Genomic DNA, 24,938 nt, shown 5'->3' with positions numbered 1-24,938 from the left:
GCGGCGGTGGGCTGGTGTGGCGGGCGCGCGCGGGCGTGGTCTAGCGTCTGTAGGCCGTGAGCACCCGCCGGATCCGCCTCGACGTCGCCTATGACGGCACCGACTTCTCCGGGTGGGCGCGTCAGCCCGGGCTGCGGACGGTGTGCGGGGTGCTCGAGGCCGAACTCGGCACCGTGCTGCGGAACCCGGTCACGCTGACCGTCGCGGGCCGGACCGACGCCGGGGTGCACGCCCGCGCCCAGGTCTGCCACGTCGACGTGGACCCGGCGTGGCTCGACCAGCGCTCGCTGGACGGGCGCCCTGAGGCGCTGGTCCGGAGGCTCGCACGGCTGCTGCCCGCGGACATCGCCGTGATGGACGCGCGGTGGGTGCCGGACGAGTTCGACGCCCGCTTCTCCGCCCTGCGCCGTCACTACGAGTACCGCCTCACCACCGCGCCGTGGGGCGCCGAACCCACCCGCGCCCGCGACACGGCGGCGTGGACCCGCACCGCGGACCTCGAGGCGGTGCGCGCGGCCTCGGAGCGGCTGCTGGGCCTGCACGACTTCGCCGCGTTCTGCCGCCGCCGCGAGGGTGCCACCACCATCCGGGAGCTGCAGCGCTTCGAGTGGCGGACCGAGCCGGATCCGCGCGGTGCGGACGCGCCCGGTGCGACCGAGGTGTGGACGGCGTCGGTCAGCGCGGACGCGTTCTGCTGGTCGATGGTGCGCAGCCTCGTGGGCGCCGTGATGGCCGTGGGGGAGGGCCGGCGCAGCCTCGACTGGATCAGCGGGCTGCTGGCGGAGACCGAGCGGTCCTCCGCGGTGCCCGTGGCGCCCGCGCGCGGGTTGTCGCTGATCGGGGTCGACTACCCGGCGGACGACGAGCTCGCCGCGCGGAACCTCGTCACGCGCGAGCTGCGGCCGGGCCCGGGCGGCGGCGCGGCGGGGTGCTGCGGGGGATAGCGGGGCCGGGCCGCGCCGCGTGGTCCTGCGGGGATCAGGCCCGCGCGGCGTCGAGGATCGGGCCGAGCGCGAACAGCATCACCATCGACCACGCGACGTGCGTGATCGCCGGCCCGAGGACGCCGCCGGTGGCGCGCCGCTGTAGCGCCGTCACGACACCCACGATGACGGCCGCGAGCACCAGCAGGGGGATCCCGGCGGTGGCCGTGACGGTCGCGTAGATCACCGTCGTCGTGAGGATCGGCCGCAGGTTGGCGACGGCCGAGTACACGGCACCGCGGTGGAAGCACTCCTCGGCGACCCCGTTGACCGCCGTGAGGGCTGCGACCAGCGCGAGGTTCCCCACGGTCGCGTGGGCGAGGAGCGCGTCGACCGGGTCGCGGAGTGGCTCGATACGCGCCACGACGAGCGCCCCCAGGCAGAACACCACCGCGAGCGCGGCGGCCGTGAGCACCGAGGACAGCACCGGCCGGCGCGGGCGGTACGGCTCGCAGCCCACCCGGATCGGTCCCGAGGCGAACGCGCCGGTCAGCCACACCGCGGCGAGGAGAGCGGTGGCGGGGTAGAAGAGGGCGTCCCCGGCGGGGATCCGGAGCGCCCACGCGCCGACCGCCGCGCCGACGACGAGGGTGACGACGACGACGAGGACGCGCCGCCGGGACGGGTGCGACGGCGCGGTGTCCATGTCACCGGTCCGCAGCGCCCGCAGGTAGCGGCCGGTGGGCGTGTCCCGGTCCCGCTGCCCGGACGTCACGGCCGGGATCGCGTGCGCCCGAGGGTGGGCGGGCGGACCCCGGCCCAGTCGGCGTCGGACGGCAGCAGGCGCGCGGGGTCGCCGAGCGGATCCGCGCCCTCCCACAGGGGTGGCCGCGCCGGACCGTGCGGGACCCGGAGCGCCTCGCGCAGGGCGTCGCGGTAGGTCGTGCGCCCGCCCGGCGGGGGCCCGAGCACCTCGTCGGCGTCGTCCCTGGCGACGACGGCCTCGCAGCGCAGAGACTCCACGAGCGGCTTGGCCAGGCCGGTCTCGAGGGGTGTGACCAGTCCCAGCCAGTGGGAGGACAGCTTGGGGGTGAGCACCGGTACGGGGACCATGACCCGGCGCCGCAGTCCGGCCTCCTCGGCGTAGACCTGCATCATCTCGCCATAGGTGAGCAAGTCCGGCGCGCCCACGTCGATGGCCCGGCCGTGGGCCAGCTCGCCGCACAGGGGGACCGTGGTGGCCGCGGAGAGGTAGTGCAGGACGTCGCGGATCGCGATGGGCTGGATGTGGTTGCTCACCCACTTGGGCGTGACCATGGCCGGGAGCCGGGTGGTCAGGTGCCGGATCATCTCGAATGACGCCGAGCCGGAGCCGATTACCACCCCGGCCTGGATCACGAGCGCGGGCACGGTTGACTCGAGCATGATCCGGGCGACCTCGGCGCGGGACCGCAAATGGGGGGAGAGCTCCTCCTCGCCCTCCGGATGGAGGCCGGACAGGTGGACGATGCGCTCGACACCCGCCTCCTCGACGGCGCGGACGAACTGCTCGGTGGTCTCGCGCTCCTCCCGTTCGAAGTCCCTGGAGCCACCCATCGAGTGCACGAGGTGGCAGGCCACGTCGGTCTCGCGGAGGGCGGCGAGGAGAGCGTCGGCATCGCCCAGGCCACCCTCGTGGATGGTCACCTCGTCTCTCCACGGCACGTCGTCGAGTCTGGCGGGGGTGCGCGCGAGCACCGAGACCTCGGCACCGTCCGTGATGAGCCGGGGTACCAGCCGCGATCCGATGTATCCGGTCGCGCCGATCACGAGCACCCGCCGGCCGTGCTGCGCTCCGGAAGACAGCCCGGCCAGGTCCTGGGAGGAGGTCATGGCTCCGACCATGCCACCGTCACCGTCCCGCCGCACCCGCACCGCGATCAGCCTTACGACCTGTCCGGGTGTGTCGGCGCGGGCGCGATCGGCGGGTAATCCGGATACTGGGGTGAGACACGCATTCACGGACCGCGGCCACGGGAGGAGAACACATGGCGATTCGCGCGGCTCGACCCCGGCAGCTCTCGCGATCGCTGGACTTCTCCGGCGTGCGCATCGAGACGGCCCGCTCGCGATCGGACCGGGCCATCACCACCTTCTGGCGCTGGTGGTCCGCCGACGGCAGGCGCCGGGCCACCGCGGCGATCGACTCCGGCGTCACCGGGCGGGTGGTCGCGGAGCTCAGTTCGCTCATCGAGGCCATCGATCCCGGCCTGTCGTGGGAGTTCGTCCCGGGCTGCGAGGAGGTGCCCCACCGGCTGACCGTCACCGCGGCCGGAGTGCCCGAGCTGCGGGGCGCCGCGCGCCGGTGGTTGGCCGCCGCGCCGCGGGCCGACGAGACGTGGTCGTTCGCCGACCTGCGTGAGCCGGTCCGGGGCTGCGCGATGTACTTCCGCGATCACCGGCTGGGGTTCGATGACGCCGAGGTCGTGGTGGACCTGGGGCTGTCCCGGGCCGACGTCACCGTCCACCACCCGGCGTTCACCGCGCTGACCGGGGCCGACTCGTCGATCGCCGCCTACCTCCTGCTGGACGCCCTGTGCGGCGAGGAGCAGGTCGAGACGTGGGTCGGGCTCATCAGGGCCAATGCCACCGCGCCTGGCGTCGACGCGGTGCCGCTCGCCGACCTGCCCCGGATCCTGCGTGAGCTCGCCGCGGACAACACCGACGAGCTGGGCGACCCGGCGTGGCAGATCCTCCACGGGGACACCGACCGGGGCCCGCTCGTGGCCGTGGTCCGCGTCCCGCTGGTCGCCCTGTCGGCGCCGGAATTCGACCGCCACGTCGCCGTCGACGTGCCGTACACGGACGTCGAGGACGGGGGCCTGCCCGGCTCTCGCTCGCTGCCCGGCCTGCGGGATCTCGAGGACCACCTCGTCGAGCGCCTCGAGGGCGACGGCGAGTGCGTCGGGGCGGAGAGCTGCGACGGGCGCCGTCTGCTGCACTTCTACGTCGATTCCACGACCCCCGCCCACGAGCAGCTGCGGGTGGCGGCGTCCGGTTGGGATCAGGGCGAGGTGACGGTGACCGTCACGGACGATCCGGGCTGGCGGAAGGTGCAGCACCTGCGGGTGTGAGCTCGCCCGGCACGGTGAGGGGGCCGACGAACGCCTCCTCGCCTGGCCCGGCCACCACCGAGACGCGGCGGGACTCACCCGCGCGCGGCTCGATCGAGATCCACCCGTCGATCCGCCCGTCCAGGACGAGGTCCGGCGGGGCCGCGGTGTCCGCGTGCCGCTCGCCCCGCAGGTCCCAGTCGGCGTCGACGCGGACGACGGTGGGCGGGGTGACGTCCGGCCCGCCCGGCCCGGCGAGGGCGTCGATGCGCCCCTCGGTCAACGGGCCGTCGACATCCCACATCACGGCGTCGACCGGGGCTCCCGCGTCGGAGGCGTCGGGGTCGACGATCCGGTAGCGGGACTCGTCGCCGATCGCGGTCAGGGGCCGCCACCGGTCGGGGACGTCGGTGACCACCGCGACCCGGTACCCGGCCGCGACCGCGCGGAACGCGACCTGTCGACAGACCGCGGGTCGCGCGGCGAGCAGGACCGACCGCAGGTGCGGGCCGGCCAGCTGGACCGCCGCCGCGCCCCCGGTGCGGGTCGCGCCGAGGATCTGCCCGCAGCCGTGCGCCGGCGGGGCGAGGGCGGCGAGGTCATCGACACGTCGCCGGACCAGGGATCCGGCCACGGCCACGGGCATCTCCTCGCCGGGGACGGGCAGGACGCCCGCCGTAGGCAGCCGGTGGCAGGTGTCGGCGGTGGTCGGTAGGACCCGCTCGGCCACCGCCTCCGCGGCCACGCCGGTCAGCCCCACGGTGGTCACCACGTCCACCACGTCGTCGCGGCCCTCGACGCGCCGCAGGCGGAGCACCTCGGTGACGCGCGCGGCCCGCACGGTGGTGAGTCCGTCGATGACCGCTCGCGGGTCGGCGGACGGGCGCACCACCACCCCGACGCCCGGCCCCGGGTCGCCCTCGGCGTCCAGGTAGAGGCCGGCGAGTCCGGCCGCGTCGAGGACCCGGCACGGCACCCCGTGATGCACCAGCGACCGGCGCAACCGCTCGGTGGCCACCGTGACCACCTGCTCCAGCGAGCCGTCGGCCCGTCCGGCGGGCCCCAGCGCGAGCCGTGCGATGTCGAACCGCAGCAGCAGGTGGACGCGCCGGTGCGAGATCAGGGCGAGCGGGCCGACGAGCGCGTCGTACACCTCGCCGTCGCCACCCGTCGCGGCGCGGCGACCGTCGACCACCACGTCGATCCCCTCGAGGCGCACCCCGCCCTGCTCGAGCTGGCGCGCCACCACCGCCAGCGGGAGGCGGACACCACGATGCGCGGCCGGGTCGTCGCGCCCCACCTCGGTGGTCACGAGCGCGCCAGCCGAGATCTCCACGGCGGTCGTCACCACGCGCTCGCCCTCCACGCATCCGACGGGGGAGCGGTCCGGGGCGACGAGGTCCACCACGTCGACGGGCCGCTGACGCGCGGTCCCCGGGCGCGCCAGCACCGGGCGGCCGCCGCGGCGCGCGGTGATCACGGTGGCGACGAGCGCGACCGTCGCGAACTGGGCCCACGGCTGCGCCTGCGGCGGGCAGACCACGGTGAGAACGACCGTCGCCACGAGCGCGGCGAGCAGCCCGGCCAGGGTGGGAACCGCCGTCATCCACCCGCCTCCTCCACGCCTGTCCCGAGCACTCGGGCGCGTGCGGACGGCGCCCGGAAGACCGGCCACGGGGGCCGGATCCTGGCGTACCCTACCCCCGGTGCCCCCGGCCGCGGGGGTCCCACATCCGTGGAAAGGGGGCCGCGCCGGTGCCGCTCAAGCCGACGACCAGGGCGCAGGTGGACGGCCACCGCTTTCTCGCCCGCCGGGCCCGCCACGCCGTGGTCGCCCGGGACGTCCGGATGCTGCACGATCCGCTCAGGCGTCAGTCGACGGGGCTGACGGTGGGCGTGGTCGCGGCTGTGCTCGGTGTGGCCGGGGCCGCGGTGCTGGCCCTGCTCGACCCCGCCCCGGACGTCGGGAGCACGATGATCATGGTCGGGCGGGACTCCGGTCAGATGTACGTGCGCGCCGGTGAGAAGGTGCACCCCGTGCGCAACCTCGCGTCCGCGCGCCTCGTGTCAGGAGAGCCGGCGGAGCCGCGGACCGTGCGCGACGCCGACATCGCCGGCACCCCGCGCGGCGGGCTGCTCGGCATCCCCGGCGCGCCCTCGGCGCTACCGGGTCACCGGGACGCCGAGGCGGCGGCCGCCGTGTCGTGGACGGTGTGCGACGAGGTCGTCGACGCCGACCGCGGACGCCCGCGCGTCACCGGCACCAGCATCGTCGCGCGGGAGGACGCTGACGCCGGGGCCGCGTCCGGTCGCGAGACGGGCCCGGACGAGATCGTGCTGGCGGACCAGGACGGCACCGGCTGGCTGCTCCGCGACGGCACCCGCGCGCGCATCGACCTCGGGGACGGCGACCTGCTGGAGATCCTCGGCCTCGGCGGGGTCGACCCGCGTCCGGTCACGGCGGCCCTGGTGGACCCGCTGCCGGAGGTGGACCCGGTGCGCCGGCCGGTGATCGAGATGGCGGGCGAACCGGTCGACTACGGACTCCACGGGCTGCGGATCGGCCAGGTGTTCACCGTGGACACGGCCACGGGGACGCGGACCCACGTCGCGCTGGCCGACGGTGTGCAGGAGGTCGGACCGGTCCTCGCCGACGTGATCCGGTCCACCGCGACGGTCGGGACGGTCGCGCAGGTGCCGCCGGACCGGATGGGCGTGCCGCGGTCGGTGGCGCTGGACGTGGAGGCCTTCCCCGGCGAGCGCCCGACGGTGCTGGAGACGTCCGCCTCGCCGGTGATGTGCGTGCGCGACGCGGGCGGGCCGGGCCCCGCCGCGCGCCGGGTGTCCCTGGTGGCGGGCGCGCCGGCTCCGGGCCCCGGGGAGGCCCGGGCGGTGGCCGGCGCCGACGGCGGAGGCCCGGCGGTCGACGCCGTGGGCGTGCCGGGCGGCGGGCTGCTCGTCGCGGCGACGGGACGGGGCACGACGACGCGCACCGCGGTCACGACGATCGTGGCCGACACCGGCGTGCGGTTCGACGTCCCCGACGCACCGACCGCCGCGGTGCTCGGCCTGGGTGGCGCGCCGGTGCCCGTGGACACCGCGATTCTCGACCGCCTCCCGGCCGGACCGCGCCTGGACCGCGGGTCGGCGCTGGTCGCCCGGGACGGCTCGGATCTGGAGCCGGCGGGTCCGGACGACGCGACGCGCTGAACCGGGCGCGTGGCGGGCGGTGGCCCGTGACGGGTGGGAGGTGCGCGACGGGCGGCGGGGCGCCGTCAGTCGGCGAGGGTGTGTCGGTCGTCGCGGCGCCCGGTGTCGCGGGACCCGAGCAGGGTGACGACGACGAGGGCCATCGCGCCCAGGGCCAGAGCGCCCGCCGCCACGCCCGCGCCGGCGCCCGCACCCGGTGGGCCGGGATCGGGCGGGGGAGCGGCGATCGTGGTGGTCGACGGGGCGGGACGGCCGGCTCTACGGACGCCGGTCACGGCCGCCACCGGGTCCACCACCCCGTGGCCGATCGCGTGGTCGTGCCCGCCCGCGGCAGGGATCGCGGTGCCCTCGATCCGGGCGATCACCTGACGTGCGGTGAGTCCGGGGTGGGCCTGACGGACGAGCGCGGCGGTGCCGGCGACGAACGGCGCGGCGAAGCTGGTGCCGCTGATCGGGGTGCGGGAGCCGTCGCCGGCCACGACGAAGTCGGACACGCCCGCGCCGTCGGCGCCCACGGACCGCAGCCCCACGGCGGGCGCGGCGACGTCCACCCACGGGCCGCGCAACGAGAACTCCGCGGGGGCGCCGTCCGCGTCGACGCCACCGACGGTGAGCACGTGGTCGTCGTACCAGGCGGGGGAGGCGATAGTGAGGACGTCGTCCCAACCGTCGTCGCCCGGTACGGACGGGTCGGCGGAGGGCGGGTTCTGCTCGCCGCACGCCTCGCCGACGTTCCCGGCGGCGGCGACGACCACGACGTCGTGGTCGACGGCGGCGTAGCGGATCGCACCGCCGAGGGTGGCGTCTGCGAGCACGGTGCCGGAGGGGACGCAGGCGACCTCGGAGATGTTGATGACGCCGGCGCCGGCGTCGACGGCGGCCCGGATCGACCGGGCGAGGGTGGACAGGGTGCCGACCCCGGCCCCGACCGTCGGGCCGTCGGGGCCGGGGCTCTCGGCCCGGAGGACGCTGCTGGACTGGCGGATCGAGACGATCTCGACGCCGGGTGCGATGCCCGAGTGTCCGGTGGCGTCCTCGGTGCCCGCGAGCACCCCGGCCACGAGCGTGCCGTGGGCGTCACAGTCCTCTGTACCGTCCCGGCCGGGCACCACGTCACCGGCGCCGCGGACCCGGGGCAGCCGCGGCCCGGGGTTGACCCCGGTGTCGATGACCGCCACGACCTGGCCCTCCCCGCGGCCGTGGATCCATGCGTCGGCCAGCTCGGCGGCGGTCGCCGAGGCGGGTGGGGCGGTCGGGTCGAGGACGGCGGCGGTGGTGCGGCACGGGCCGTCCAGGCGAAGCGGCCCGGAGTCCAGCCCTGAGCCCTCGGGGACCGGGCCGTCGATCGACGGGCGCTCCACCGCGGACGCGGCGGGCGTCCCCGCCGGGTGGGCGAGCAGCTGACCGGCCACCACCGTTGCCACGGCTGCCGTGGCAGCGGTCCGCCGGACGGCACGGGCGACACGGGCGGCACGGCGGCCGTGGGCGGGGCGCGCGGCCGGTCCCGGGTCGGTCATCGCTGGCGGACGAGGGAGTAGACCTCCATGGCACCCACCGCGAGGGGGACGATCGCGCAGAGGGCGACGGCCTCGACCACGCCCACGGCCCGGAGCGCCCCGGGGGAGAGGTCGACGTGCGGGAGGACCGACGCGGCCACGATGACCGCCGCGGCGACGGCCACCGCGGCCGGGACGACGACCCCCACCGGCGAGTCGACGGTCAGGCCCGCGCCCACCAGTACACTGGCGGTCAGCACGAGCGCCGAGATGAGCAGCACGGCGGTGTGGACCCGGTCGGCGTAGCCCAGCCCGCGCAGCACCAGCACCACGATGAGGACCAGCGCCAGCGGAGCCGACCAGCGGGTGGTGTCGCCGTCGCCGGTCAGGGACGTCAGCGACCCGGCGGTGCAGACCGCGCCGGCCGCGGCCAACAGGCCGGTGAGCCAGGACCGCGAGGTGAGGAACCGGTGCCGCAACACGCCCGGCGTGGGCAGGGGGCCGCGGGCCCTACCGCGCACGTCGTGGTCGATGTCCTCGAGGTCGCCGGCCTCGACGTCCTCGCCCGGGGCGGGCACCGGCGGGATGGGGATGCGGGCGGCCCAGACGGCGATCCGCGGGGCCGCGGTGAGCACGAGGAGCCCGACGAGCACGGCACCGGCGCCCACCGCGGGGGCCGGCGTGGGGGTCGTCGCCGCCACGAGCGCACCGACCGCGCCCGTCGCGAGCGCCACGCACGCCGCGAGGTACCCGGCGGCGGTGTCGTAGCCGAGGGCCGGCCCGGGGCGGAAGACGGTCGACCGCAACAACGCGGCGAGGACCGACCCGGCCGTGAGCCCGCCCAGGAGATGCCCGGCGCCGACGGGAGGGCCACCCACGGTGGCCCCCGCGAGCACCGTGAAGCCCACTGCACACGCACCCGCGACGGCGTCCGCGGACCCGTGCACCGAGGCGCGACGCAGGGCGAGGACCGCGGCCAGGCCGAGCAGCCCGAGCAGAAACGACACCAGCGGGGTCGTGAGCCCGCCGTCGAGCCACCACTGCCGTGTCGCCGCCACCGCGGCGGCGACCGCCACGACAGCGGTCGCGGCGGTCGCGGTGGTGACCGCGTCACGGCGGTCCCACGAGGCGGAGCGGGCCACGTCCGGCTCGGTCAGTCCCTGTAGGACGTCGTCGAACAGCGGGGCGGGCGTCGGCACCGGGCGGTGGTCCAGCACGAGTATCTCGCCGTCGTGGACGCGCTGCTGGGCGAGGGTCTCCGACACGGCCAGCGGGCCGCCGGCCAGTCGGGACAGCTGCCAGGACCCGCCGGTGCCGCCGCCCATCCGGGCGTCGACGTCCACCCCCGACGCCGGGCCCGCGGCCGCGCGGATGTGGTCGCGGACGAGGTCCACGACCTCCGGGATCACCGCGACCAGCTCGAGGTGGGCGGGCAGACTCAGATCCACCCGGGTGGAGCGGCACACCACCGACACCCGGCGCTGGTCCAGGGGTTCGACGCCCGCGGCGACGCCCCTGATCTCACTGTCCGCCGACATCTCACCGACCTCCTGCTCGTTCCCGGTTGGTGCCCCCGCCAGGACGTGTACTGCCCTAACATCGCCACCCGATACGCCGATCATTTTCGGGGCGGAAGGGCGCTCGTGGGGGCCCCAACTCCCGGCGGCGCGCCGCGCGCCCGTCGGCAGTGGAGGGGACGATCGCAGATGACGCACACGGGTGCCGCTGATGGGTGACGTCGTGTTCGCGCGCGCCGAGAAGCTCGACGCCCCGCCCATACCCGGCGGCGAGATCGCGCTGCAGGCGCCGCCCGCCCTGCCGCGGCCGACCCCGCGTCCGCTCATCCAGATCGTGCTGCCGATCGTCCTGGTGGTGGCCGTGGGCGGGATGGTCGTGGTGATGATGCGCACGGGAATGATGCGCAACCCCGTGTTCATGCTCTTCCCCGTGATGATGGCCGTCTCGGCGGTGGGCATGCTCGCCGGCACGCTGACCGGCGGGAGCAAGACCGCCGAGACGGACGAACTGCGCAAGGACTACCTGCGCTACCTCGGTCAGACCAGGGACATCGTCCGTGAGACCGCGGCCGCGCAGCGGGCGGCCGCACTGTGGCGCCACCCGGACCCCGTCGAGCTGCCCGCGCTCGTCGGTACGCCCCGCATGTGGGAGCGCGACGAGTCGGATCCCGACGACCTCACCATCCGCGTGGGCCCCGGCCGCCAGTCGCTCGCGACCCGGCTCGAGGCCCCGGACGCCGGTCCCGTCGACGACCTGGAGCCGGTGTCGGTGGTGAGCATGCGACGCTTCGTCCGCGTGCACTCGGTGGTCGACGAGCTGCCCGTCGCGCTGGAACTGCGCGCGTTCGCCGCCCTGTCCCTCGACGGCGACGTCGACCGCGTACGCGCCGCCGTACGCGCCATGATCGCCGGCCTCGTGGTGGCCCACGGTCCCGACCGGGTCCGCGTCGCGGTGGCCGCGAGCGAGGGCGACGCCCGCCGGGCCTGGGAGTGGCTCAAATGGCTCCCGCACCACGAACACCCCGTCTACACCGACGGCGGCGGGCGGGTCCGGCTCACCGAGTTCTCGCTCGCCGGGGTCGAGTCGATGCTCGGGACCGACCTCTCGGACCGTCCCGCCTTCTCCCCGAGCGCGGCCGGTGTCCCGGGGCGGGCGCACCTCGTCGTCGTCGTCGACGGGGTCGGCGTCACCGGCGCCGAGCGTCTCCTGGCCGAGGACGGTCTCGACGGCGTCACGGTGCTCGAGGTCTCCGGCAGCCGCGCCGGGCAGCTGCGCGACCTCGCGCTGCGCCGGGGTCTGTGCATCCGCGTCGACGACGATCGTGTGGCGCGCGTCCGCACCGAGGCGGGGGAGGAGGAGGTCGCGTGTGTCGACGCGATGAGCCCGCCGGAGGCCGAACGCCTGGCCATGGCGCTGTCGCGCTACCGGCCCGCCGACACGGTGACCCACGCCGACGGCTCCACCTCGACCCGCCGCGCGCCCGGCCTGCCCGACCTGCTGGGGATCGGCGTGGCCACCCAGGTCGACCCGGCGGTCGCGTGGCGACGCCGCGGCGAGCGCGACCGGCTGCGCGTGCCCGTGGGGGTTAGTCCTGACGGCGCGCCTGTGGAGCTGGACCTCAAGGAGGCAGCTCACGGTGGCATGGGTCCGCACGGGCTGTGCATCGGCGCGACCGGATCCGGCAAGTCCGAGTTTTTGCGCACCCTCGTGCTGGGCCTCGTCGCCACCCACGACCCCGATTCGCTCAATCTCGTGCTGGTGGACTTCAAGGGCGGCGCCACGTTCCTCGGGCTGGAGTCGCTGGCGCACGTCGCCGCGGTCATCACCAACCTGCAGGCCGAGGTCACCATGGTGGACCGCATGCGGGACGCCCTCGAGGGGGAGCTCACCCGGCGCCAGGAGGTGCTCCGCGCGGCCGGCAACTACTCGAACGTCGCGGAGTACGAGGCCGCCCGCGCCAAGGGCGCCCCGCTGGACCCGCTCCCCGCGCTGGTGATCGTGGTCGACGAGTTCTCCGAACTGCTGTCCTCCAAGCCCGAGTTCGCCGAGCTGTTCCTCACGATCGGGCGCCTCGGGCGGTCCCTGCACATCCACCTGCTGCTCGCCTCCCAGCGCCTCGAGGAGGGACGGCTGCGCGGGCTGGACAGCCACCTGTCCTACCGGATCGCGCTCAAGACGTTCTCGGCCACCGAGTCCCGCACGGTTCTGGGCGTGACCGACGCCTACCACCTGCCCGCGACCCCGGGCGCCGGCTACCTCAAGGTGGACGCCGGCGACCCGGTGCGGTTCGACGCCGCCTATGTCTCCGGTCCGTACACCGAGGACCGACGCCTCGACGGTTCCACGGTGGCCATGGTCGCCGCCCGGGCCGCGGTGCGGCCGTTCACCGCCTGGTACATGCCGGTGCCGACCCCACCGGTGGTGATCGGAGGCGACGACGAGGAGGACCTCGTTCCCGGGGACGGCGCGGACACCGACGGCGCGGAGGGGGCGGCGAGCCTCCTCGACGTCCTGGTGGGCCGGCTCGCCGGGCACGGCCGACCCGCGCACGAGGTGTGGCTGGCCCCTCTGGGGGAGGGGGCACCGCTGGACTCGGCCGTGGGCACCGAGCCGGCGGGCACCGCATCGAGGGACGCCGCAGCGACGGACGCCGCGGCCGCGGGCGGTGCGGTCGGTGTCGTGGAGGACGGGACGGCGATCGCGGGCGTCCGGCCGATCGGGCTGCGGTTCCCGCTCGGCGAGGTGGATCTTCCGTTCGAGCAGCGCCGCGACACCTGGTACGTGGACCTGTCCGGGGCCGACGGCAACGTCGCCGTCGTCGGCGGCACCCGCTCCGGCAAGTCGACGACGCTGTGCACCCTCGTGCTGTCCGCGGCCGCGACCACCGAGCCCGACCGGCTGTCGGTATACGTCGTGGACCTCGGCGGCGGACTGCTGCAGTCGGTCGCGGACCTGCCGCACGTGGGCGGGGTCGCCCGCCGCGGTGAGGAGGAGAGGATCCGGCGCACGATCGCCGAGGTGGACGCCGAGCGTCGCCGTCGCGAGGCCGCCTTCCGTGAGGCGGGCATCACCTCCGTCGACCAGGCGCGCCTCCGGGTCGTCGAGCGGAACGGGCGCCCCGTGACGGAATACCCCGACGTCCTGCTGGTGCTCGACGGGTGGCAGGCCCTGCGCACCGAGTTCGAGGACCTCGAGGCCGTGGTCCTGGGCCTGGCCGCGGACGGGCTGTCCTACGGCATCCACGTGGTGCTGTCCGCCTCCCGCTGGGCGGACCTGCGGCCGGCGCTGCGCGACGCCCTGGGCACGAGGGTCGAGCTGCGGCTGGGCGATCCCACCGACTCCATGATCGACCGGCGCGCGGCGATGACGGTCCCGGCCGCCCCGGGGCGGGGACTCACCCGCACCCGCGATCACATGCTGGTCTACCAGCCCCGGCTCGACGGTCGGGTCGACCCGGAGGGTATGGCCGACGCGACCGCCGAGGCCTCGCGTCACCTCGCCCGGCGGTGGCGCGCCCGGGTGGGCGACGTCGGCGCCGCCCCCGTCCGGATGCTGCCCGAGGTGCTGCCCTACGCGCAGGTCGCGAGCCTGGCCCGTCCCGACGCCGACGGTCGTCGCACCCGCCTCCCGCTCGGCGTGGACGAGGCCGACCTCACGGTGGTCTACGCCGACCTGGAGGGCGACCCGCTCATGCTGGTGCTGGGCGACTCGGAGTGCGGGAAGACCTCCCTTCTGCGGTCGCTGTCCCGCGGGCTGGTCGCGGGGAACACCCCCGAACACGCCAAGCTCATCGTGGTGGACTACCGGCGCACGATGCTCGGCGAGGTCACCGGGGACCACCTCGCGGGATACGCGCCCACCGAGACGGCCCTCGTGCCCATGGTTGAGCACCTGGCGCAGGTCCTCGACGAGCGCATGCCCGGCGCCGACGTCACGGCCGAGGAGCTGCGCGCGCGGTCGTGGTGGAGCGGGCCCGGGATCTACCTCCTCGTCGACGACCTCGACCTCGTCATCACAGGAGGGGGCAACCCGCTGCAGCCCCTGGCGCGCTTCCTGCCGCACGCCCGGGACATCGGCCTGTCGGTCGTCCTGGCCCGGCGCAGCGCCGGCGCCTCGCGCGCGCTCTTCGACCCCTTCGTGGCCCGGATCCGCGACCTGGGCGGCGCCGGGTTCCTCATGTCCGGCAGCCGCGAGGAGGGACCGCTGCTCGGCGGCGTGCGACCCGGCCCCTTGCCGGCGGGGCGAGGACGGCTCGTCACCCGCGACGGCGGCGTGCGGCTGGTCCAGACCGCCCTGTCCGACCCGTGACCGACGCTCGGGCGGCGACCCTGGCCGTCGACCTGTCCTGCTCAGGGCTGGCCGTCGCGGCGGCGTCCGCCTCGGCGGTGCTGTCCCCGGTGGTCGCCCCCGCCTCCGTCCTCGCCGGCCTCGACGGATCTGCGCTCCCGCCCGGTGGCGACCGCATCGAGTGCTCGGATCGGGCCGACGCGGTCGCCGCCCGCTTCCCGGACCGGTGTCTCGCGGACCCCGTCGCCCATGCGCACCGCGATCGCGTGGACGTCGCCGGCCTCTCGGTGCCCGTTCCCGAGCTCCTCGCGGCGCCCGTCGCGCGCGCACTGCGCTGGGCCGGGACCGGGCCCGGCGACGGTTCCGGTGACGGTGACGGCGACGCCGCGGTGCTGGTGGTGCCCAGCGACTGGGGGACGAGCCGCACCACCCGGCTCGTGGCCGCCGCCCGGGGCGTGGGGGTCGCCGCCCGCGTGGTCCGCTCAGCCCTGGTCACGGCCGAGGCGCTGCCGTCGTCGTCGGCGCGCTGGGCGGTATGTGTGGAAGCCTCCCGCACGCGCACCACGGTCTCGCTCGTCGAACGTGCGCGCGGCGGACTGACCCTGGTCGACCGTGCCGTGGTGCAGCGCCGCGACCCGTTCCGCGACACCGCCGTCGACGACGAGGTGCCGCGCATCCTCGACGCCGTCGCCGTCCTGCGGCGCCGCCGGCGCGAGGCGGCCACCGGGTCCTCGGAGGTCCTCGCGCGCGGCAGGGTCGCCGAACGGGTCGTCGACGCGTGCGACCGGGCCCGCCTGCTGTCGTTCGTCGTACCCGAGGTCGCGCCGGTCGAGGCGGCGGCCCGGCTCTACGCCACCTCCTGACGACCCCGACGGAGATTCTCCCGATCCCGTGGAACCGAACGGCCTCCCGGCCGCGTCGAACACTGTGACGGACCCAGAACGGGAGTCCGCAGCGACCACAGGGGAGGACGAGATGACCGGGTTCAACACCCACATCGGGACCATGGACACGGCGGCCAGAAGGGTCGACGACGTGAACCTCGAGATCGACCGGCTGCTCGGCACCGTGCGCGACTCGGTGTCCCAGCTCGGCGGCTCGGTGTGGCGCGGCGCCGCGCAGGCACGCTTCACCCAGATCATGACCGAGTGGCAGCAGCAGAGTGCCAAGCTCAACAACGCCCTCGCCGGGATCTCGGAGACGATGCGGACCAACAGCTCGTCGTTCGACGCCGCGGACCAGGACTCGGCCGCCCTCATCACCCGGGCCGGCGGCACCGGCCCGCTCAACCTCTGATCGCCGACACCACCACCACCGGAAGGGACCGTCATGACCTCTGGACAGATCACCTACAACCACGGCCCGATCGAGGCCCTCGTCGGCCAGGTCGCGCAGGCGTCCACCAACCTGCGCACCACTCTCGACGACCTCAAGGCCTACCTCGCCCCGCTGGTCGCAGAGTGGGAGGGCGACGCCGCGGTCGCCTACCAGGCGCACCAGAACGACTGGGACCAGGCCGCGGCAGCGCTGCAGGCGATGCTCGCCGAGATCTCCCGCGCCGCCGCCCAGGGCAACCAGGGCATGGCCGACGCGGATCGTCGTGCCGCCCAGGGCTGGGGCTGACCCACCGGCCCGACGCCCACGTCCGACCTCCTGCGACCCCGTCCCGCACCACCGCGGCGGCGGGGTCGGGGCGCACCGACCGGATGCACCGGTCCGACCCGCCGCCTACCGTCGCGGGACACGACCGGGCACCACCACCGGCCGCCGCGAGAAGAGGGAGGACCGCATGTACGTCACGCACGACCCGTCCACCGGTCGGACCGACCGCGAATACGAACAGATCCGCGACGTCGACGGCGTCCTGGACACGGTCACCGGGGGATTCGCCACCTGGCGCGCCACCGACCTGGCCGAGCGGGCCCGCATCCTGGTGGCGATCGCGGACGCCTTCGACGAGCACCGCGAAGAACTCGGTAAGGCGATCACCACCGAGATGGGCAAGCTGCCCGACCAGGCGCAGGGCGAGGTGGAGCTCGCGGCGTCGATCTACCGCTGGTACGGCGAGCACGGTCCCGCCCTCCTGGAGCCCGAGTCGCTGGACGTGCCCGAGGCGCGTCTCAACCGGGTCACCTACGAGCCCGTCGGGCCGCTGGTGGGGATCATGCCGTGGAACTACCCCTACTACCAGGTCGCCCGGTTCGCCGCGCCCAATCTGCTGCTCGGCAACACCGTCGTGCTCAAGCACGCCAGCATCTGTGCCCGGTCGTCCGCGGCCATCGAGAAGGTGCAGCGCGCGGCGGGCCTACCCGAGGACGTCTTCGTCAACGTCTACGCCTCCAGCGACACGGTCGCCGAGATGATCGCCGACCCCCGGATCAAGGGCGTCTCCCTCACCGGGAGCGAGGGAGCCGGCGCCGCGGTGGCCACGGTGGCCGCGGAGAACCTCAAGCCCAGCGTGCTGGAGCTCGGCGGGTCCGACCCGCTCATCATCCTCGACGCGGACGACCTCGACGAGCTCACCGAGACCGTGGGTCGGGCGCGGCTGTCGAACTGCGGGCAGGCGTGCAACTCGCCCAAGCGGATCTTCGTCCCGACGCAGCTCGAGGAGGACTTCCTCGGCCGGCTGAAGAACCTCTACGAGGAGCTGACCGTCGGGCCCGCCGCCGACGAGGGCACCGAGCTCGGGCCCCTGTCGTCGGAGGACGCCCGCGACGGCGTCGTCGAGCAGGTCGAGACGGCCGTCCGGCAGGGCGCGACGCTCGTCACGGGCGGCGCGGCGATCGACCGGCCCGGCGCGTTCATGCAGCCCACCATCCTCACCGGCATCACCGAGGAGATGGACGCCTACCGCGAGGAGATCTTCGGCCCCGTCGCGATGGTGTACACCTACGACTCGGTCGACGAGGCGGTGCGCATCGCCAACGACACGCCCTTCGGCCTCTCCGGATCAGTGTGGGGCACCGACACCGAGCGCGCCTCCGAGGTGGCGGAGCGGCTCGAGGTGGGCATGGCCTACGTCAACGAACACGGCACCACCCTCCCGGGGCTGCCGTTCGGCGGCGTCAAACGCTCCGGATACGGTCGCGAGCTGGGACGATGGGGCCTGACCGAGTTCGCCAACGTGCGGCTCCAGCGCGTCAGCTGACGCGCGAGGTTTCCGCGGCTTCCGTCAGCGCGCGACGGCGTACGCCTGCGCGAGCCGGGCGATCTTCTGCGCGCGGGCCAGACGCGGCAGGTCGGAACCGTCGCGGCAGCGCTCGCCGCCGTTCCCGAGTTCGTCGATGACCGACTCGGCCCACGAGACGTCCGCGGCGGAGGGGGAGAGGACCTCGTTGATGTACGGCGCCTGGTCGACCCGGAGACACAGCTTGCCGGTCATGCCCATCTCGACGGCGTGCTCCGCCGCGTCCATGAGGACCCGGGTGTCGTTGGAGATGGTCGGCCCGTCGATCGGCGGGGCGACGCGCGCGATCCGGCTGGCCACCACGAACTGCGAGCGCGTGTAGGCCAGGGCGATCTGAGAGGACCCGATCCCGGTGTCGCGGCGGTAGTCCCCGACGCCGAACGCCAGGCGCACGACCTGGTCGGTCTTGGCGATCTCCGCCGCCTGTGCCAGGCCGTCCGCGGACTCGACCAGGGCGACGATCGGGGTGCCCTCGGCCAGGCGGGCCGCGGTGAGGGCGACGTGCTCGGCGTTCTCGGTCTTGGCCAGCATCACTCCGTCCAGCCCGGGGCAGTGGCCCAGAGCCATGAGGTCCTTCTCCCACTCCGGCGAACGGACGTCGTTGATGCGGATCCACGCGTGGTTGCCCGCCTCGAGCCACTGGCGCACTTCACGGCGCGAGCGTTCCTTCTCGGACTGCCGCACCCCGTCCTCGACGTCGAGGACCACCACGTCCATCTCGGAGTCCACGGCGTCGTCGAAACGCTCGGACTTGTCCGCGGGCAGCAGGAGCCACGAACGGGCGATGGTCGGCGGGATGGTCGACTGGGGGCTCACGGGTACCGGTCATCCTTTGGTCGTGGGGGCGTCGGAAGGCGCTGGCGCGGCCTCCCCACGATACGTCGACGAGCCGGGTACGGCTCCGGCGACCGGACCTCAGACGTCCGCGGCGGTGACGAGTTGGACGAGGTTGCCGCAGGTGTCGTCGAGGATCATCGTCCACACCGGACCCGCCTCGGTGGGCGGCTGCACGATCCGCGCGCCCCGTTCCTGCAGCTCGGCATGCGCCCGGTGGATGTCGTCCACCTCGAACTGGGCGGCGGGGATGCCGTCGGCGTGCAACGCGGTGGCGTAGGCCCGGGCGGCGGGGTGCTGATCGGGCTCGAGCAGCAACTGGGTGCCGTTCGGGTCACCCGGGTCGACCACCGTGAGCCAGCGGAAGTCGCCTGCGGGGAAGTCGTGTTTGTGGACGAACCCCAGGACCTCGGTGTAGAAGGTGAGCGCACGCGACTGGTCGTCGACGTGGACGGAGGTGATGGCTATGCGGGGCATGGAACGACGGTAGGTCGGTCGGGGCTCGTCGGCATCCGATCCGGCGCCGCGGACCGCATTGCTGACAGGATCTGTCCGCACGGCGCGGCGGGACTGTTGACTACTCCACGGGTGGAGGCCACCCTTTGAGGGTGAGTACCCGATCCACGTCCGCACCGGCGATCGAGGCCGAACACCTCGTCAAGCGATTCGGTGACTTCACCGCTGTCGACGACATCTCGTTCACCGTCCCCACCGGGACGGTCCTCGGATTGCTCGGCCCGAACGGTTCCGGCAAGACCACCACGATCCGGATGATGACCACCCTGAGTCCGCCGACCTCGGGAACCGCCCGGGTGGCCGGCCACGACGTCGTCTCCGAACCCGCACTGGTGCGCAAGAAGATGGGGTTGACCGCCCAATCGGCGACGGTGGACGAACTGCTCACCGGGCGGGAGAATCTCCGGCTAGTCGGTGACCTGTACGGGCTGCCGAAGAAGGCGGTGAAGGCGCGGGCGGACGAACTGCTGGAGAAGTTCTCGCTCACCGAGGCGGCGACCCGCGTCGCCAAGAGCTACTCCGGCGGGATGCGGCGCCGCCTGGACCTGGCGGCCAGTCTCGTGGCGGCCCCGCCGGTGCTGTTCCTCGACGAGCCGACCACCGGTCTGGACCCACGGTCGCGCAACGAATTGTGGGACGTGTTGCGCGGACTGGTCCGTGACGGCACCACGCTGCTGCTCACCACCCAGTACCTCGACGAGGCCGATCAGCTCGCCGACCGGGTGATCGTGATCGACCACGGACGCGTCATCGCGGAGGGCACGCCGCTGCAGCTCAAGGATCGCTCGGGGGTGGCGAGTCTGGTGATCACGGTGTCGCGTCCGGAGGACGTCGACGAAGCCGCGCGGGTGCTGACGACCCGGATCGCCGACTTCCACGTCGACCGGGACGCGCGCCGCCTCACCGCGCCGTCGGAAGGTGTCTCCGCGCTCGCGGGGATCGCCGCGGCGTTCACCGAGGCCGGTATCGAGCTGGACGACATCGGCCTGCAGCGCCCGAGCCTGGACGACGTCTTCCTCTCGTTGACGGGGCGTAAGGCGGAGGACCCCCGACTCGAGTCCGGCGGAGACGACACCGCCCGATCCGACACCGCCCGATCCGAGACCGCCGGTCTCGGCACCACCGAGGAGGAGTACCGGGTATGAGCACCGTCGCGGACCCCGCCGTGGGAACCACCAGCGCGGACGGCTTCGTCGTCCCGGCCCGCCCGGACGGCCCGTCGTTCGGCCGGCAGGTCTCGGCGCTGGTGCGCCGCAATCTGTTCCACATCCGGCGGCAGCCGGAGAACCTCGCGGACGTCACCATCCAGCCGGTGATGTTCGTGCTGCTGTTCGCGTACGTCTTCGGCGGTGCGATCGCCGTGGCGGGGAGCGGGAACTACCGCGAGTGGCTGCTTCCCGGGATCATGGCGCAGACCATGGCGTTCTCGTCGTTCGTCGTGGCCTCGGGACTGTGCAACGACCTCAACAAGGGCATCATCGACCGTTTCCGGACGCTGCCCATCCAGCGGGCGTCCATCCTCATCGCGCGGAGCGCGTCGAGCCTCATCCACTCCTCGATCGGCGTCGTGGTCATGTCGTTGACGGGCCTCATCGTGGGGTGGCGGATCCGCAGCGGGATCATCGACGCGCTGCTCGGATACCTCATCCTGCTGGGCTTCGGCTTCGTCATGATCTGGATCGGCATCGTCGTCGGTTCGCGGCTCAAGACGATCGAGGCGGTGAACGGCGTCATGTTCACCACGACGTTCCCCATCACGTTCGTCGCCAACACCTTCGCCCCGCCGGAGTCGATGCCCGTGTGGTTGCGGGCGATCGCGGAGTGGAACCCGCTCTCCTCGGTGGTGCAGGCGATGCGGGAACTCTGGGGCAACGCCCCGGCCGTCGGCCCGGACGCCGCCCTCCCGCTGCAGCACCCGGTGCTGGCGTCACTGCTGTGGATCGTCGGCCTGACGGTGGTGATCGCCCCGATCGCGATCAAGGCCTTCGACGCCCGCACCCGCGACTGACCCGCTCGGGGCGAGCGGTTCGCCCTCCGCAGCGGCGGCCAGGTCGCGCAGCGCCTCGAGGTGCCCGCCGAACGCGTTGCGGCCTGCCCGGGTGAGGGCCAGCCAGGTCCGGGCCCGCCCGGTGGCGCCGGCGGCCTTGGATGTGGTGGCGTATCCGGCGTCCACGAGGACCTTGAACTGCTTGGACAGCACCGAGTCCGCCACCCCGAGTTCGTCGCGGACGGTCCCGAACTCCATCGACTCCACGGGGGAGAGCAGGGCGCAGATCCGCAGGCGGTGTGGGGCGTGGATGATCTCGTCGAACCGCGGTGCGGGGCGTCCGGCCCTCATCGGCGAGAAGGGATCGCGGCGGCGCCGGAACGGATCTCCGCGCGCATGGCGTCGTCGACCCGCCGGCCCAGGACGATCGTCGCGATCACGGCCACGGCGGCCAGCAGGACGGCCAGCCAGACGGGAAGCGCCCGGCCCGAGGCGGTGGGGAGGAGCGAGGAGCCGGTCACCACCAGCACGATCATCGCGTAGGCGAACCACCATCTGCGGGAGGTGGGACCGAGGTTGCGAATGTCGACCCACAGGCCGGTGGTGCGTTGGTAGGCCCCGACCAGCAGTCCGATGCCGATCGCCCCACACAGGGAGACCACGAGGCGGACGACGTCGTGGAGGTCGAGAGCGCCCACCAGCATGATCGCGGCGAGGATCGCGCCGAGGGCGGGGTGGTACCACCACGGGGTGGTGAGCCTGTCGGCCACGGAGCGGCGGGCCGAGTCGACGTCGGCGAGGGCGGCGGCGGGATCGTACGGCGGAGACGCGTTATTTTCCATGACGGAAACGATAGGGGTCTCTTTCCGTTTCCGCAACGGAAAAACTAAAGTGGTCCAGGCTCACGCCTTCTTCTTGGGCGAGACCCGGATCGTGATGCTGCCGACCACGGGCTCGACCCCCGCGTCGTCGACGAACCGCAGGGGCACCTCGACGTCCTGCCCGGTGGTGATCGACGCGAAGTCGGGCAGCTCGGTCCATTCGGCCGTGACGGTCATCCCGCCGGTCGACTTCGCGGGGTAGCGCACGTTCATGCCCACGGGGATCCAGCGGTGGGTCGCGGGCACGGTGGCCTCGGCGAGCATGCCCATCGCCATCTCCGCGAGGTTGCACGCGGCGATCACGTGGAAGGTGCCGATGTGGTTGCGGTTGCCCCACCAGCCCGGCCCGCGCACGACGCAGCGTCCGGGCCGGAGCTCGGTGACGTGCGGGTACGCGGTGCGGAAGTACGGGGCCTTGAGGCTCACCGCCGCGCTGAACAGGCGGGACCCGAACGGCAGGCGGGTGGCGGTCTTCCACAGGCGGTAGGTGGAGGTGTCGGCGGTGGGGCGGGGCGGGGTTTCGGTCACGACGACGAGGTTACCCGTCGGTAAGTTGTCCCGCGGCCACCCGGTGCGCGCGAGTGCTCACCTCGTCAGGCGAGGATCAGCGTCCCGCGGCGCAGGAGCTCGTGGAGGCGATCCTGGTCCGCCCCGGGCTCGGCCACCCAGATGCGGTAGGCGGACAGCGCTATCCCGAGTGCGGCGTGCGCGGTGGCGGCGGGTACGAGGTCGTCCACCGTCTCGCCCCGCCGGTCGGCGACGAATCCGGCCACGGCCCGGCGCCAGTCGGCGTACACGAGCGTCGAGTGGGCCTGGAGCTCGTCCACGCCGAGGAGGAGGCGCATCCGCAGGCGGTGGACCTCGGTCTGCGACGGCGGGAACGTGTTGAACGCGATGAGGGCGTCCGCCAGCGCGTCGCGCAGTGGGGTGTTCTCCGGGACGTCGGCCAGGTACTCCAGCATGAGCTGGATCTGCTCGTCGAACTCGCCCCATGCGATGGCGGCCTTGCCGGGGAAGTAGCGGAACAGGGTGCGCCGCGAGATGTGGGCGGCCTCGGCGATCTGGTCGACGCTCGTGGCCTCGTACCCCTGGCGCGCGAACAGGTCGAGAGCCACGTCGACGATCGAGGCGCGGGTGGTCGACGGGCGACGTCCGGGCGTCCGTCCCGAGGTCATTCCCGTCATTCCCATGACACGAGAGCCTAGATCAGTGATCCTTGCCACTGGCACCAAGTGCCAATATGATTCGGGTCTCACCACGCCCGTGGTGGGGTTCCCGCAGTTTCCGGAGGGAAGGACGCGAGATGGACAACGCGCAGAACACCGAGGTCGTGCTGGAGGAGGCCCTCATCGAGGAGGTCTCGATCGACGGCATGTGCGGGGTCTACTGAGATGACCTCCGCAGCAGCGCCGGCCGGCGCCGGGCAGACGGCCGCCCCGGCGGCATTCGATCTCGACGCCGGCTGGCGCCTGCACCCGGGCGTCGCCCTGCGGCCCGAGCCGTTCGGGGCCCTGCTCTACCACTTCCACACCCGCAAGCTCAGCTTTCTCAAGTCGCCGACCATCGTCGAGGTGGTCAGCACCCTCGCCGACCACCCCACCGCGCGCGCCGCCTGTGCCGCCGCCGGGGTGTCGATCGATGATCCGGCGACAGCGCGGCTGTACCTGCACGCGCTCGGCCAGCTCGCCGCCTCGCGCATGATCGAGGAGACCTCATGACCAGCATGCTCGACCGTCCCGCCCCGGCGCCCGTCGGCCGCCTCGTCGACCAGTTCGAGCGTGGGCTCGACGCGCCGATCTGCCTGACCTGGGAACTCACCTACGCCTGCAACCTCGCCTGCGTGCACTGCCTGAGCTCCTCCGGTCGCCGTGACCCGCGCGAGCTCAGCACCGAGCAGTGCAAGTCGATCATCGACGAGCTGCAGAAGATGCAGGTCTTCTACGTCAACATCGGCGGAGGCGAGCCGACGGTCCGCTCCGATTTCTGGGAGCTGGTCGACTACGCCACCAGCCACCAGGTGGGCGTGAAGTTCTCCACCAACGGTGTCCGTATCGACGAGAAGGTCGCCAGGCGCCTGGCCGCGAGCGACTACGTGGACGTCCAGATCTCCATCGACGGTGCGACCGCGGAGGTCAACGACGCGGTCCGCGGCCCGGGGTCCTTCGACATGGCCTGCCGTGCGCTGCAGAACCTCAAGGACGCCGGCTTCACCGACGCCAAGATCTCGGTGGTGGTGACGCGCGAGAACGTCACCCAGCTGGACGAGTTCAAGGCGCTGGCCGACAAGTACGACGCGACCCTGCGCATCACGCGCCTGCGTCCGTCGGGCCGCGGCGCCGACGTGTGGGACGACCTGCATCCCCTGCCCGAGCAGCAGAAGGACCTGTACGACTGGCTGGTCGCGAACGGCTCCGATGTGCTTACCGGCGACAGCTTCTTCCACCTGACCCCCTTCGGTGAAGGACAGGCGCAGGGCTCGCTACCCGGGCTCAACCTGTGCGGCGCCGGCCGTGTGGTGTGCCTGATCGACCCGATCGGCGACGTCTACGCCTGTCCGTTCGCCATCCACGAGGAGTTCCTCGCCGGCAACGTCGTCGCCGACGGCGGGCTCGAGACGGTGTGGCAGACCTCGGAGTTGTTCCGTGAGCTGCGCGAGCCGCAGTCGGCCGGGGCGTGTGCGTCCTGCGACTTCTACGACAGTTGCCGGGGTGGCTGCATGGCGGCCAAGTTCTTCACCGGGCTGCCGATGGACGGCCCGGACCCCGAGTGCGTCCAGGGTTACGGAGAGGGATTGCTCGCGGCTGAGCGCAGCATCCCCGACCCCTCGCAGGACCACACGCGGCCCATGGGGCTCGCGGCGCGTAAGCAGCCCACCGGCCCGGTGCCGCTGACCCTCGTCACGACACCGCCGCGCAGGCCCACCAGCCTGTGCGACGAGTCCCCGATCTGAGCCGGCCCGCCCGGACGAACCCCGCTGGCCCGGACCAACCCCCTAGAAGGAGCAGCC

At 73.7% G+C, this 24,938-nt stretch carries 24 protein-coding genes; 13 read left to right on the top strand and 11 right to left on the bottom strand.

Features of this window, described 5'->3' with window-relative positions; genetic code table 11:
- Nucleotides 1-56 precede the first annotated feature (56 nt).
- Nucleotides 57-944: a tRNA pseudouridine(38-40) synthase TruA gene (truA, locus tag C3V38_RS01495; RefSeq protein ID WP_061228305.1), complete on the top strand. Its 888-nt coding sequence runs from the start codon at nucleotides 57-59 to the stop codon at nucleotides 942-944.
- A gap of 34 nt (nucleotides 945-978) precedes the next feature.
- On the opposite strand, the gene C3V38_RS01490 is transcribed toward truA, so the two are convergent.
- Both C3V38_RS01490 and C3V38_RS01485 read right to left on the bottom strand, forming a co-directional pair.
- A complete protein-coding gene (locus C3V38_RS01490; RefSeq protein ID WP_232302948.1) occupies nucleotides 979-1,698 on the bottom strand; it encodes a CPBP family intramembrane glutamic endopeptidase in 720 nt (239 codons plus the stop codon).
- A complete protein-coding gene (locus tag C3V38_RS01485; RefSeq protein WP_061228342.1) occupies nucleotides 1,695-2,795 on the bottom strand; it encodes an NAD(P)H-binding protein in 1,101 nt (366 codons plus the stop codon). Before C3V38_RS01485 ends, C3V38_RS01490 begins: the two co-directional genes overlap by 4 nt.
- A 155-nt stretch (nucleotides 2,796-2,950) precedes the next feature.
- Here C3V38_RS01485 and C3V38_RS01480 point away from each other — a divergent pair, with 155 nt between their 5' ends.
- Nucleotides 2,951-4,036 (top strand): DUF695 domain-containing protein, encoded by a 1,086-nt coding sequence (locus C3V38_RS01480; RefSeq protein WP_061228306.1) that lies wholly within the window; start codon nucleotides 2,951-2,953, stop codon nucleotides 4,034-4,036.
- Here the strand turns inward: C3V38_RS01480 and C3V38_RS01475 are convergent.
- A complete protein-coding gene (locus C3V38_RS01475; RefSeq protein ID WP_106384959.1) occupies nucleotides 3,990-5,621 on the bottom strand; it encodes a type VII secretion protein EccE in 1,632 nt (543 codons plus the stop codon). The genes C3V38_RS01480 and C3V38_RS01475 overlap by 47 nt on opposite strands.
- A gap of 149 nt (nucleotides 5,622-5,770) precedes the next feature.
- Here C3V38_RS01475 and eccB point away from each other — a divergent pair, with 149 nt between their 5' ends.
- Complete coding sequence (gene eccB, locus C3V38_RS01470) at nucleotides 5,771-7,225, top strand: type VII secretion protein EccB (protein ID WP_061228308.1); 1,455 nt, start codon at nucleotides 5,771-5,773, stop codon at nucleotides 7,223-7,225.
- Nucleotides 7,226-7,290: 65 nt separating this feature from the next.
- On the opposite strand, the gene mycP is transcribed toward eccB, so the two are convergent.
- Nucleotides 7,291-8,742, bottom strand: a complete 1,452-nt coding sequence (mycP, locus tag C3V38_RS01465) for a type VII secretion-associated serine protease mycosin (protein WP_082767655.1) — start codon at nucleotides 8,740-8,742, stop codon at nucleotides 7,291-7,293.
- Complete coding sequence (gene eccD / locus C3V38_RS01460; protein WP_061228309.1) at nucleotides 8,739-10,259, bottom strand: type VII secretion integral membrane protein EccD; 1,521 nt, start codon at nucleotides 10,257-10,259, stop codon at nucleotides 8,739-8,741. The genes mycP and eccD overlap by 4 nt, the downstream gene beginning before the upstream one ends.
- Before the next feature lie 190 nt (nucleotides 10,260-10,449).
- Here eccD and eccCa point away from each other — a divergent pair, with 190 nt between their 5' ends.
- The 5 genes from eccCa (at nucleotide 10,450) to C3V38_RS01435 (ending at nucleotide 17,674) form a co-directional block, all read left to right on the top strand.
- A complete protein-coding gene (gene eccCa, locus C3V38_RS01455) occupies nucleotides 10,450-14,547 on the top strand; it encodes a type VII secretion protein EccCa (RefSeq protein WP_106386321.1) in 4,098 nt (1,365 codons plus the stop codon).
- On the top strand, nucleotides 14,544-15,389 hold the full coding sequence (locus C3V38_RS01450) for a hypothetical protein (protein ID WP_106384958.1): 846 nt from the start codon (nucleotides 14,544-14,546) through the stop codon (nucleotides 15,387-15,389). The genes eccCa and C3V38_RS01450 overlap by 4 nt, the downstream gene beginning before the upstream one ends.
- A gap of 112 nt (nucleotides 15,390-15,501) precedes the next feature.
- Entirely contained in the window at nucleotides 15,502-15,822 is a 321-nt protein-coding gene (locus C3V38_RS01445; RefSeq protein WP_007628508.1) for a WXG100 family type VII secretion target, read from the top strand.
- 33 nt (nucleotides 15,823-15,855) lie between these two features.
- Entirely contained in the window at nucleotides 15,856-16,149 is a 294-nt protein-coding gene (locus tag C3V38_RS01440) for a WXG100 family type VII secretion target (protein WP_007628507.1), read from the top strand.
- A 166-nt stretch (nucleotides 16,150-16,315) separates the two neighbouring features.
- A complete protein-coding gene (locus C3V38_RS01435; RefSeq protein WP_106384957.1) occupies nucleotides 16,316-17,674 on the top strand; it encodes an NAD-dependent succinate-semialdehyde dehydrogenase in 1,359 nt (452 codons plus the stop codon).
- A 24-nt stretch (nucleotides 17,675-17,698) separates the two neighbouring features.
- Here the strand turns inward: C3V38_RS01435 and C3V38_RS01430 are convergent, their stop codons facing one another.
- On the bottom strand, nucleotides 17,699-18,529 hold the full coding sequence (locus C3V38_RS01430; RefSeq protein ID WP_061228314.1) for a CoA ester lyase: 831 nt from the start codon (nucleotides 18,527-18,529) through the stop codon (nucleotides 17,699-17,701).
- A 99-nt stretch (nucleotides 18,530-18,628) separates the two neighbouring features.
- The gene (locus C3V38_RS01425) at nucleotides 18,629-19,024 is read right to left on the bottom strand and encodes a VOC family protein (RefSeq protein WP_061228315.1); all 396 of its coding nucleotides are present in this window, start codon (nucleotides 19,022-19,024) and stop codon (nucleotides 18,629-18,631) included.
- A 131-nt stretch (nucleotides 19,025-19,155) separates the two neighbouring features.
- Between C3V38_RS01425 and C3V38_RS01420 the strand changes: the two genes are divergently transcribed.
- Both C3V38_RS01420 and C3V38_RS01415 read left to right on the top strand, forming a co-directional pair.
- Complete coding sequence (locus C3V38_RS01420) at nucleotides 19,156-20,208, top strand: ATP-binding cassette domain-containing protein (RefSeq protein ID WP_106384956.1); 1,053 nt, start codon at nucleotides 19,156-19,158, stop codon at nucleotides 20,206-20,208.
- A complete protein-coding gene (locus C3V38_RS01415) occupies nucleotides 20,205-21,071 on the top strand; it encodes an ABC transporter permease (RefSeq protein WP_061228317.1) in 867 nt (288 codons plus the stop codon). The genes C3V38_RS01420 and C3V38_RS01415 overlap by 4 nt, the downstream gene beginning before the upstream one ends.
- Here C3V38_RS01415 and C3V38_RS01410 read toward each other — a convergent pair.
- The 4 genes from C3V38_RS01410 to mftR all read right to left on the bottom strand — a co-directional run bounded on the left by C3V38_RS01410 (nucleotide 20,991) and on the right by mftR (nucleotide 23,121).
- Nucleotides 20,991-21,401, bottom strand: coding sequence for a transcriptional regulator (locus C3V38_RS01410; RefSeq protein ID WP_106384955.1), 411 nt, complete (start codon nucleotides 21,399-21,401; stop codon nucleotides 20,991-20,993). The two genes, C3V38_RS01415 and C3V38_RS01410, sit on opposite strands and share 81 nt — an antisense overlap.
- Nucleotides 21,398-21,892, bottom strand: coding sequence for a hypothetical protein (locus tag C3V38_RS01405; protein ID WP_106384954.1), 495 nt, complete (start codon nucleotides 21,890-21,892; stop codon nucleotides 21,398-21,400). Before C3V38_RS01405 ends, C3V38_RS01410 begins: the two co-directional genes overlap by 4 nt.
- 60 nt (nucleotides 21,893-21,952) lie before the next feature.
- The gene (locus C3V38_RS01400) at nucleotides 21,953-22,459 is read right to left on the bottom strand and encodes a hotdog fold domain-containing protein (protein ID WP_106384953.1); all 507 of its coding nucleotides are present in this window, start codon (nucleotides 22,457-22,459) and stop codon (nucleotides 21,953-21,955) included.
- A gap of 65 nt (nucleotides 22,460-22,524) precedes the next feature.
- On the bottom strand, nucleotides 22,525-23,121 hold the full coding sequence (gene mftR, locus C3V38_RS01395) for a mycofactocin system transcriptional regulator (RefSeq protein WP_254426047.1): 597 nt from the start codon (nucleotides 23,119-23,121) through the stop codon (nucleotides 22,525-22,527).
- 113 nt (nucleotides 23,122-23,234) lie between these two features.
- Between mftR and mftA the strand changes: the two genes are divergently transcribed.
- From mftA to mftC, 3 genes are read left to right on the top strand one after another with little or no spacing between them, the layout of a single operon-like run.
- Nucleotides 23,235-23,321, top strand: a complete 87-nt coding sequence (mftA, locus tag C3V38_RS18255; RefSeq protein ID WP_063971908.1) for a mycofactocin precursor MftA — start codon at nucleotides 23,235-23,237, stop codon at nucleotides 23,319-23,321.
- A gap of 1 nt (nucleotide 23,322) precedes the next feature.
- The gene (mftB, locus tag C3V38_RS01385) at nucleotides 23,323-23,649 is read left to right on the top strand and encodes a mycofactocin biosynthesis chaperone MftB (protein ID WP_106384951.1); all 327 of its coding nucleotides are present in this window, start codon (nucleotides 23,323-23,325) and stop codon (nucleotides 23,647-23,649) included.
- Nucleotides 23,646-24,881 (top strand): mycofactocin radical SAM maturase, encoded by a 1,236-nt coding sequence (gene mftC, locus C3V38_RS01380; RefSeq protein WP_061228321.1) that lies wholly within the window; start codon nucleotides 23,646-23,648, stop codon nucleotides 24,879-24,881. The genes mftB and mftC overlap by 4 nt, the downstream gene beginning before the upstream one ends.
- The last annotated feature ends 57 nt before the right edge of the window (nucleotides 24,882-24,938 follow it).

The organism is Dietzia sp. oral taxon 368 (assembly GCF_002999155.1).
GTDB classification, from domain to species: Bacteria; Actinomycetota; Actinomycetes; order Mycobacteriales; family Mycobacteriaceae; genus Dietzia; species Dietzia cinnamea.
This window is presented reverse-complemented; position numbering and strand designations above follow the sequence as displayed.

What these genes read in the sequence shown, in the direction of transcription:
- C3V38_RS01485 (WP_061228342.1), bottom strand. Translation starts at nt 2,795, where the DNA reads ATGACCTCCTCCCAGGACCTGGCCGGGCTGTCTTCCGGAGCGCAGCAC.
- mycP (WP_082767655.1), bottom strand. Translation starts at nt 8,742, where the DNA reads ATGACCGACCCGGGACCGGCCGCGCGCCCCGCCCACGGCCGCCGTGCC.
- mftA (WP_063971908.1), top strand. Translation starts at nt 23,235, where the DNA reads ATGGACAACGCGCAGAACACCGAGGTCGTGCTGGAGGAGGCCCTCATC.
- eccD (WP_061228309.1), bottom strand. Translation starts at nt 10,259, where the DNA reads ATGTCGGCGGACAGTGAGATCAGGGGCGTCGCCGCGGGCGTCGAACCC.
- C3V38_RS01425 (WP_061228315.1), bottom strand. Translation starts at nt 19,024, where the DNA reads ATGCCCCGCATAGCCATCACCTCCGTCCACGTCGACGACCAGTCGCGT.
- C3V38_RS01480 (WP_061228306.1), top strand. Translation starts at nt 2,951, where the DNA reads ATGGCGATTCGCGCGGCTCGACCCCGGCAGCTCTCGCGATCGCTGGAC.
- C3V38_RS01445 (WP_007628508.1), top strand. Translation starts at nt 15,502, where the DNA reads ATGACCGGGTTCAACACCCACATCGGGACCATGGACACGGCGGCCAGA.
- C3V38_RS01410 (WP_106384955.1), bottom strand. Translation starts at nt 21,401, where the DNA reads ATGAGGGCCGGACGCCCCGCACCGCGGTTCGACGAGATCATCCACGCC.
- C3V38_RS01435 (WP_106384957.1), top strand. Translation starts at nt 16,316, where the DNA reads ATGTACGTCACGCACGACCCGTCCACCGGTCGGACCGACCGCGAATAC.
- mftR (WP_254426047.1), bottom strand. Translation starts at nt 23,121, where the DNA reads ATGGGAATGACGGGAATGACCTCGGGACGGACGCCCGGACGTCGCCCG.
- C3V38_RS01475 (WP_106384959.1), bottom strand. Translation starts at nt 5,621, where the DNA reads ATGACGGCGGTTCCCACCCTGGCCGGGCTGCTCGCCGCGCTCGTGGCG.
- mftB (WP_106384951.1), top strand. Translation starts at nt 23,323, where the DNA reads ATGACCTCCGCAGCAGCGCCGGCCGGCGCCGGGCAGACGGCCGCCCCG.
- eccCa (WP_106386321.1), top strand. Translation starts at nt 10,450, where the DNA reads ATGGGTGACGTCGTGTTCGCGCGCGCCGAGAAGCTCGACGCCCCGCCC.
- C3V38_RS01440 (WP_007628507.1), top strand. Translation starts at nt 15,856, where the DNA reads ATGACCTCTGGACAGATCACCTACAACCACGGCCCGATCGAGGCCCTC.
- mftC (WP_061228321.1), top strand. Translation starts at nt 23,646, where the DNA reads ATGACCAGCATGCTCGACCGTCCCGCCCCGGCGCCCGTCGGCCGCCTC.
- C3V38_RS01415 (WP_061228317.1), top strand. Translation starts at nt 20,205, where the DNA reads ATGAGCACCGTCGCGGACCCCGCCGTGGGAACCACCAGCGCGGACGGC.
- C3V38_RS01405 (WP_106384954.1), bottom strand. Translation starts at nt 21,892, where the DNA reads ATGGAAAATAACGCGTCTCCGCCGTACGATCCCGCCGCCGCCCTCGCC.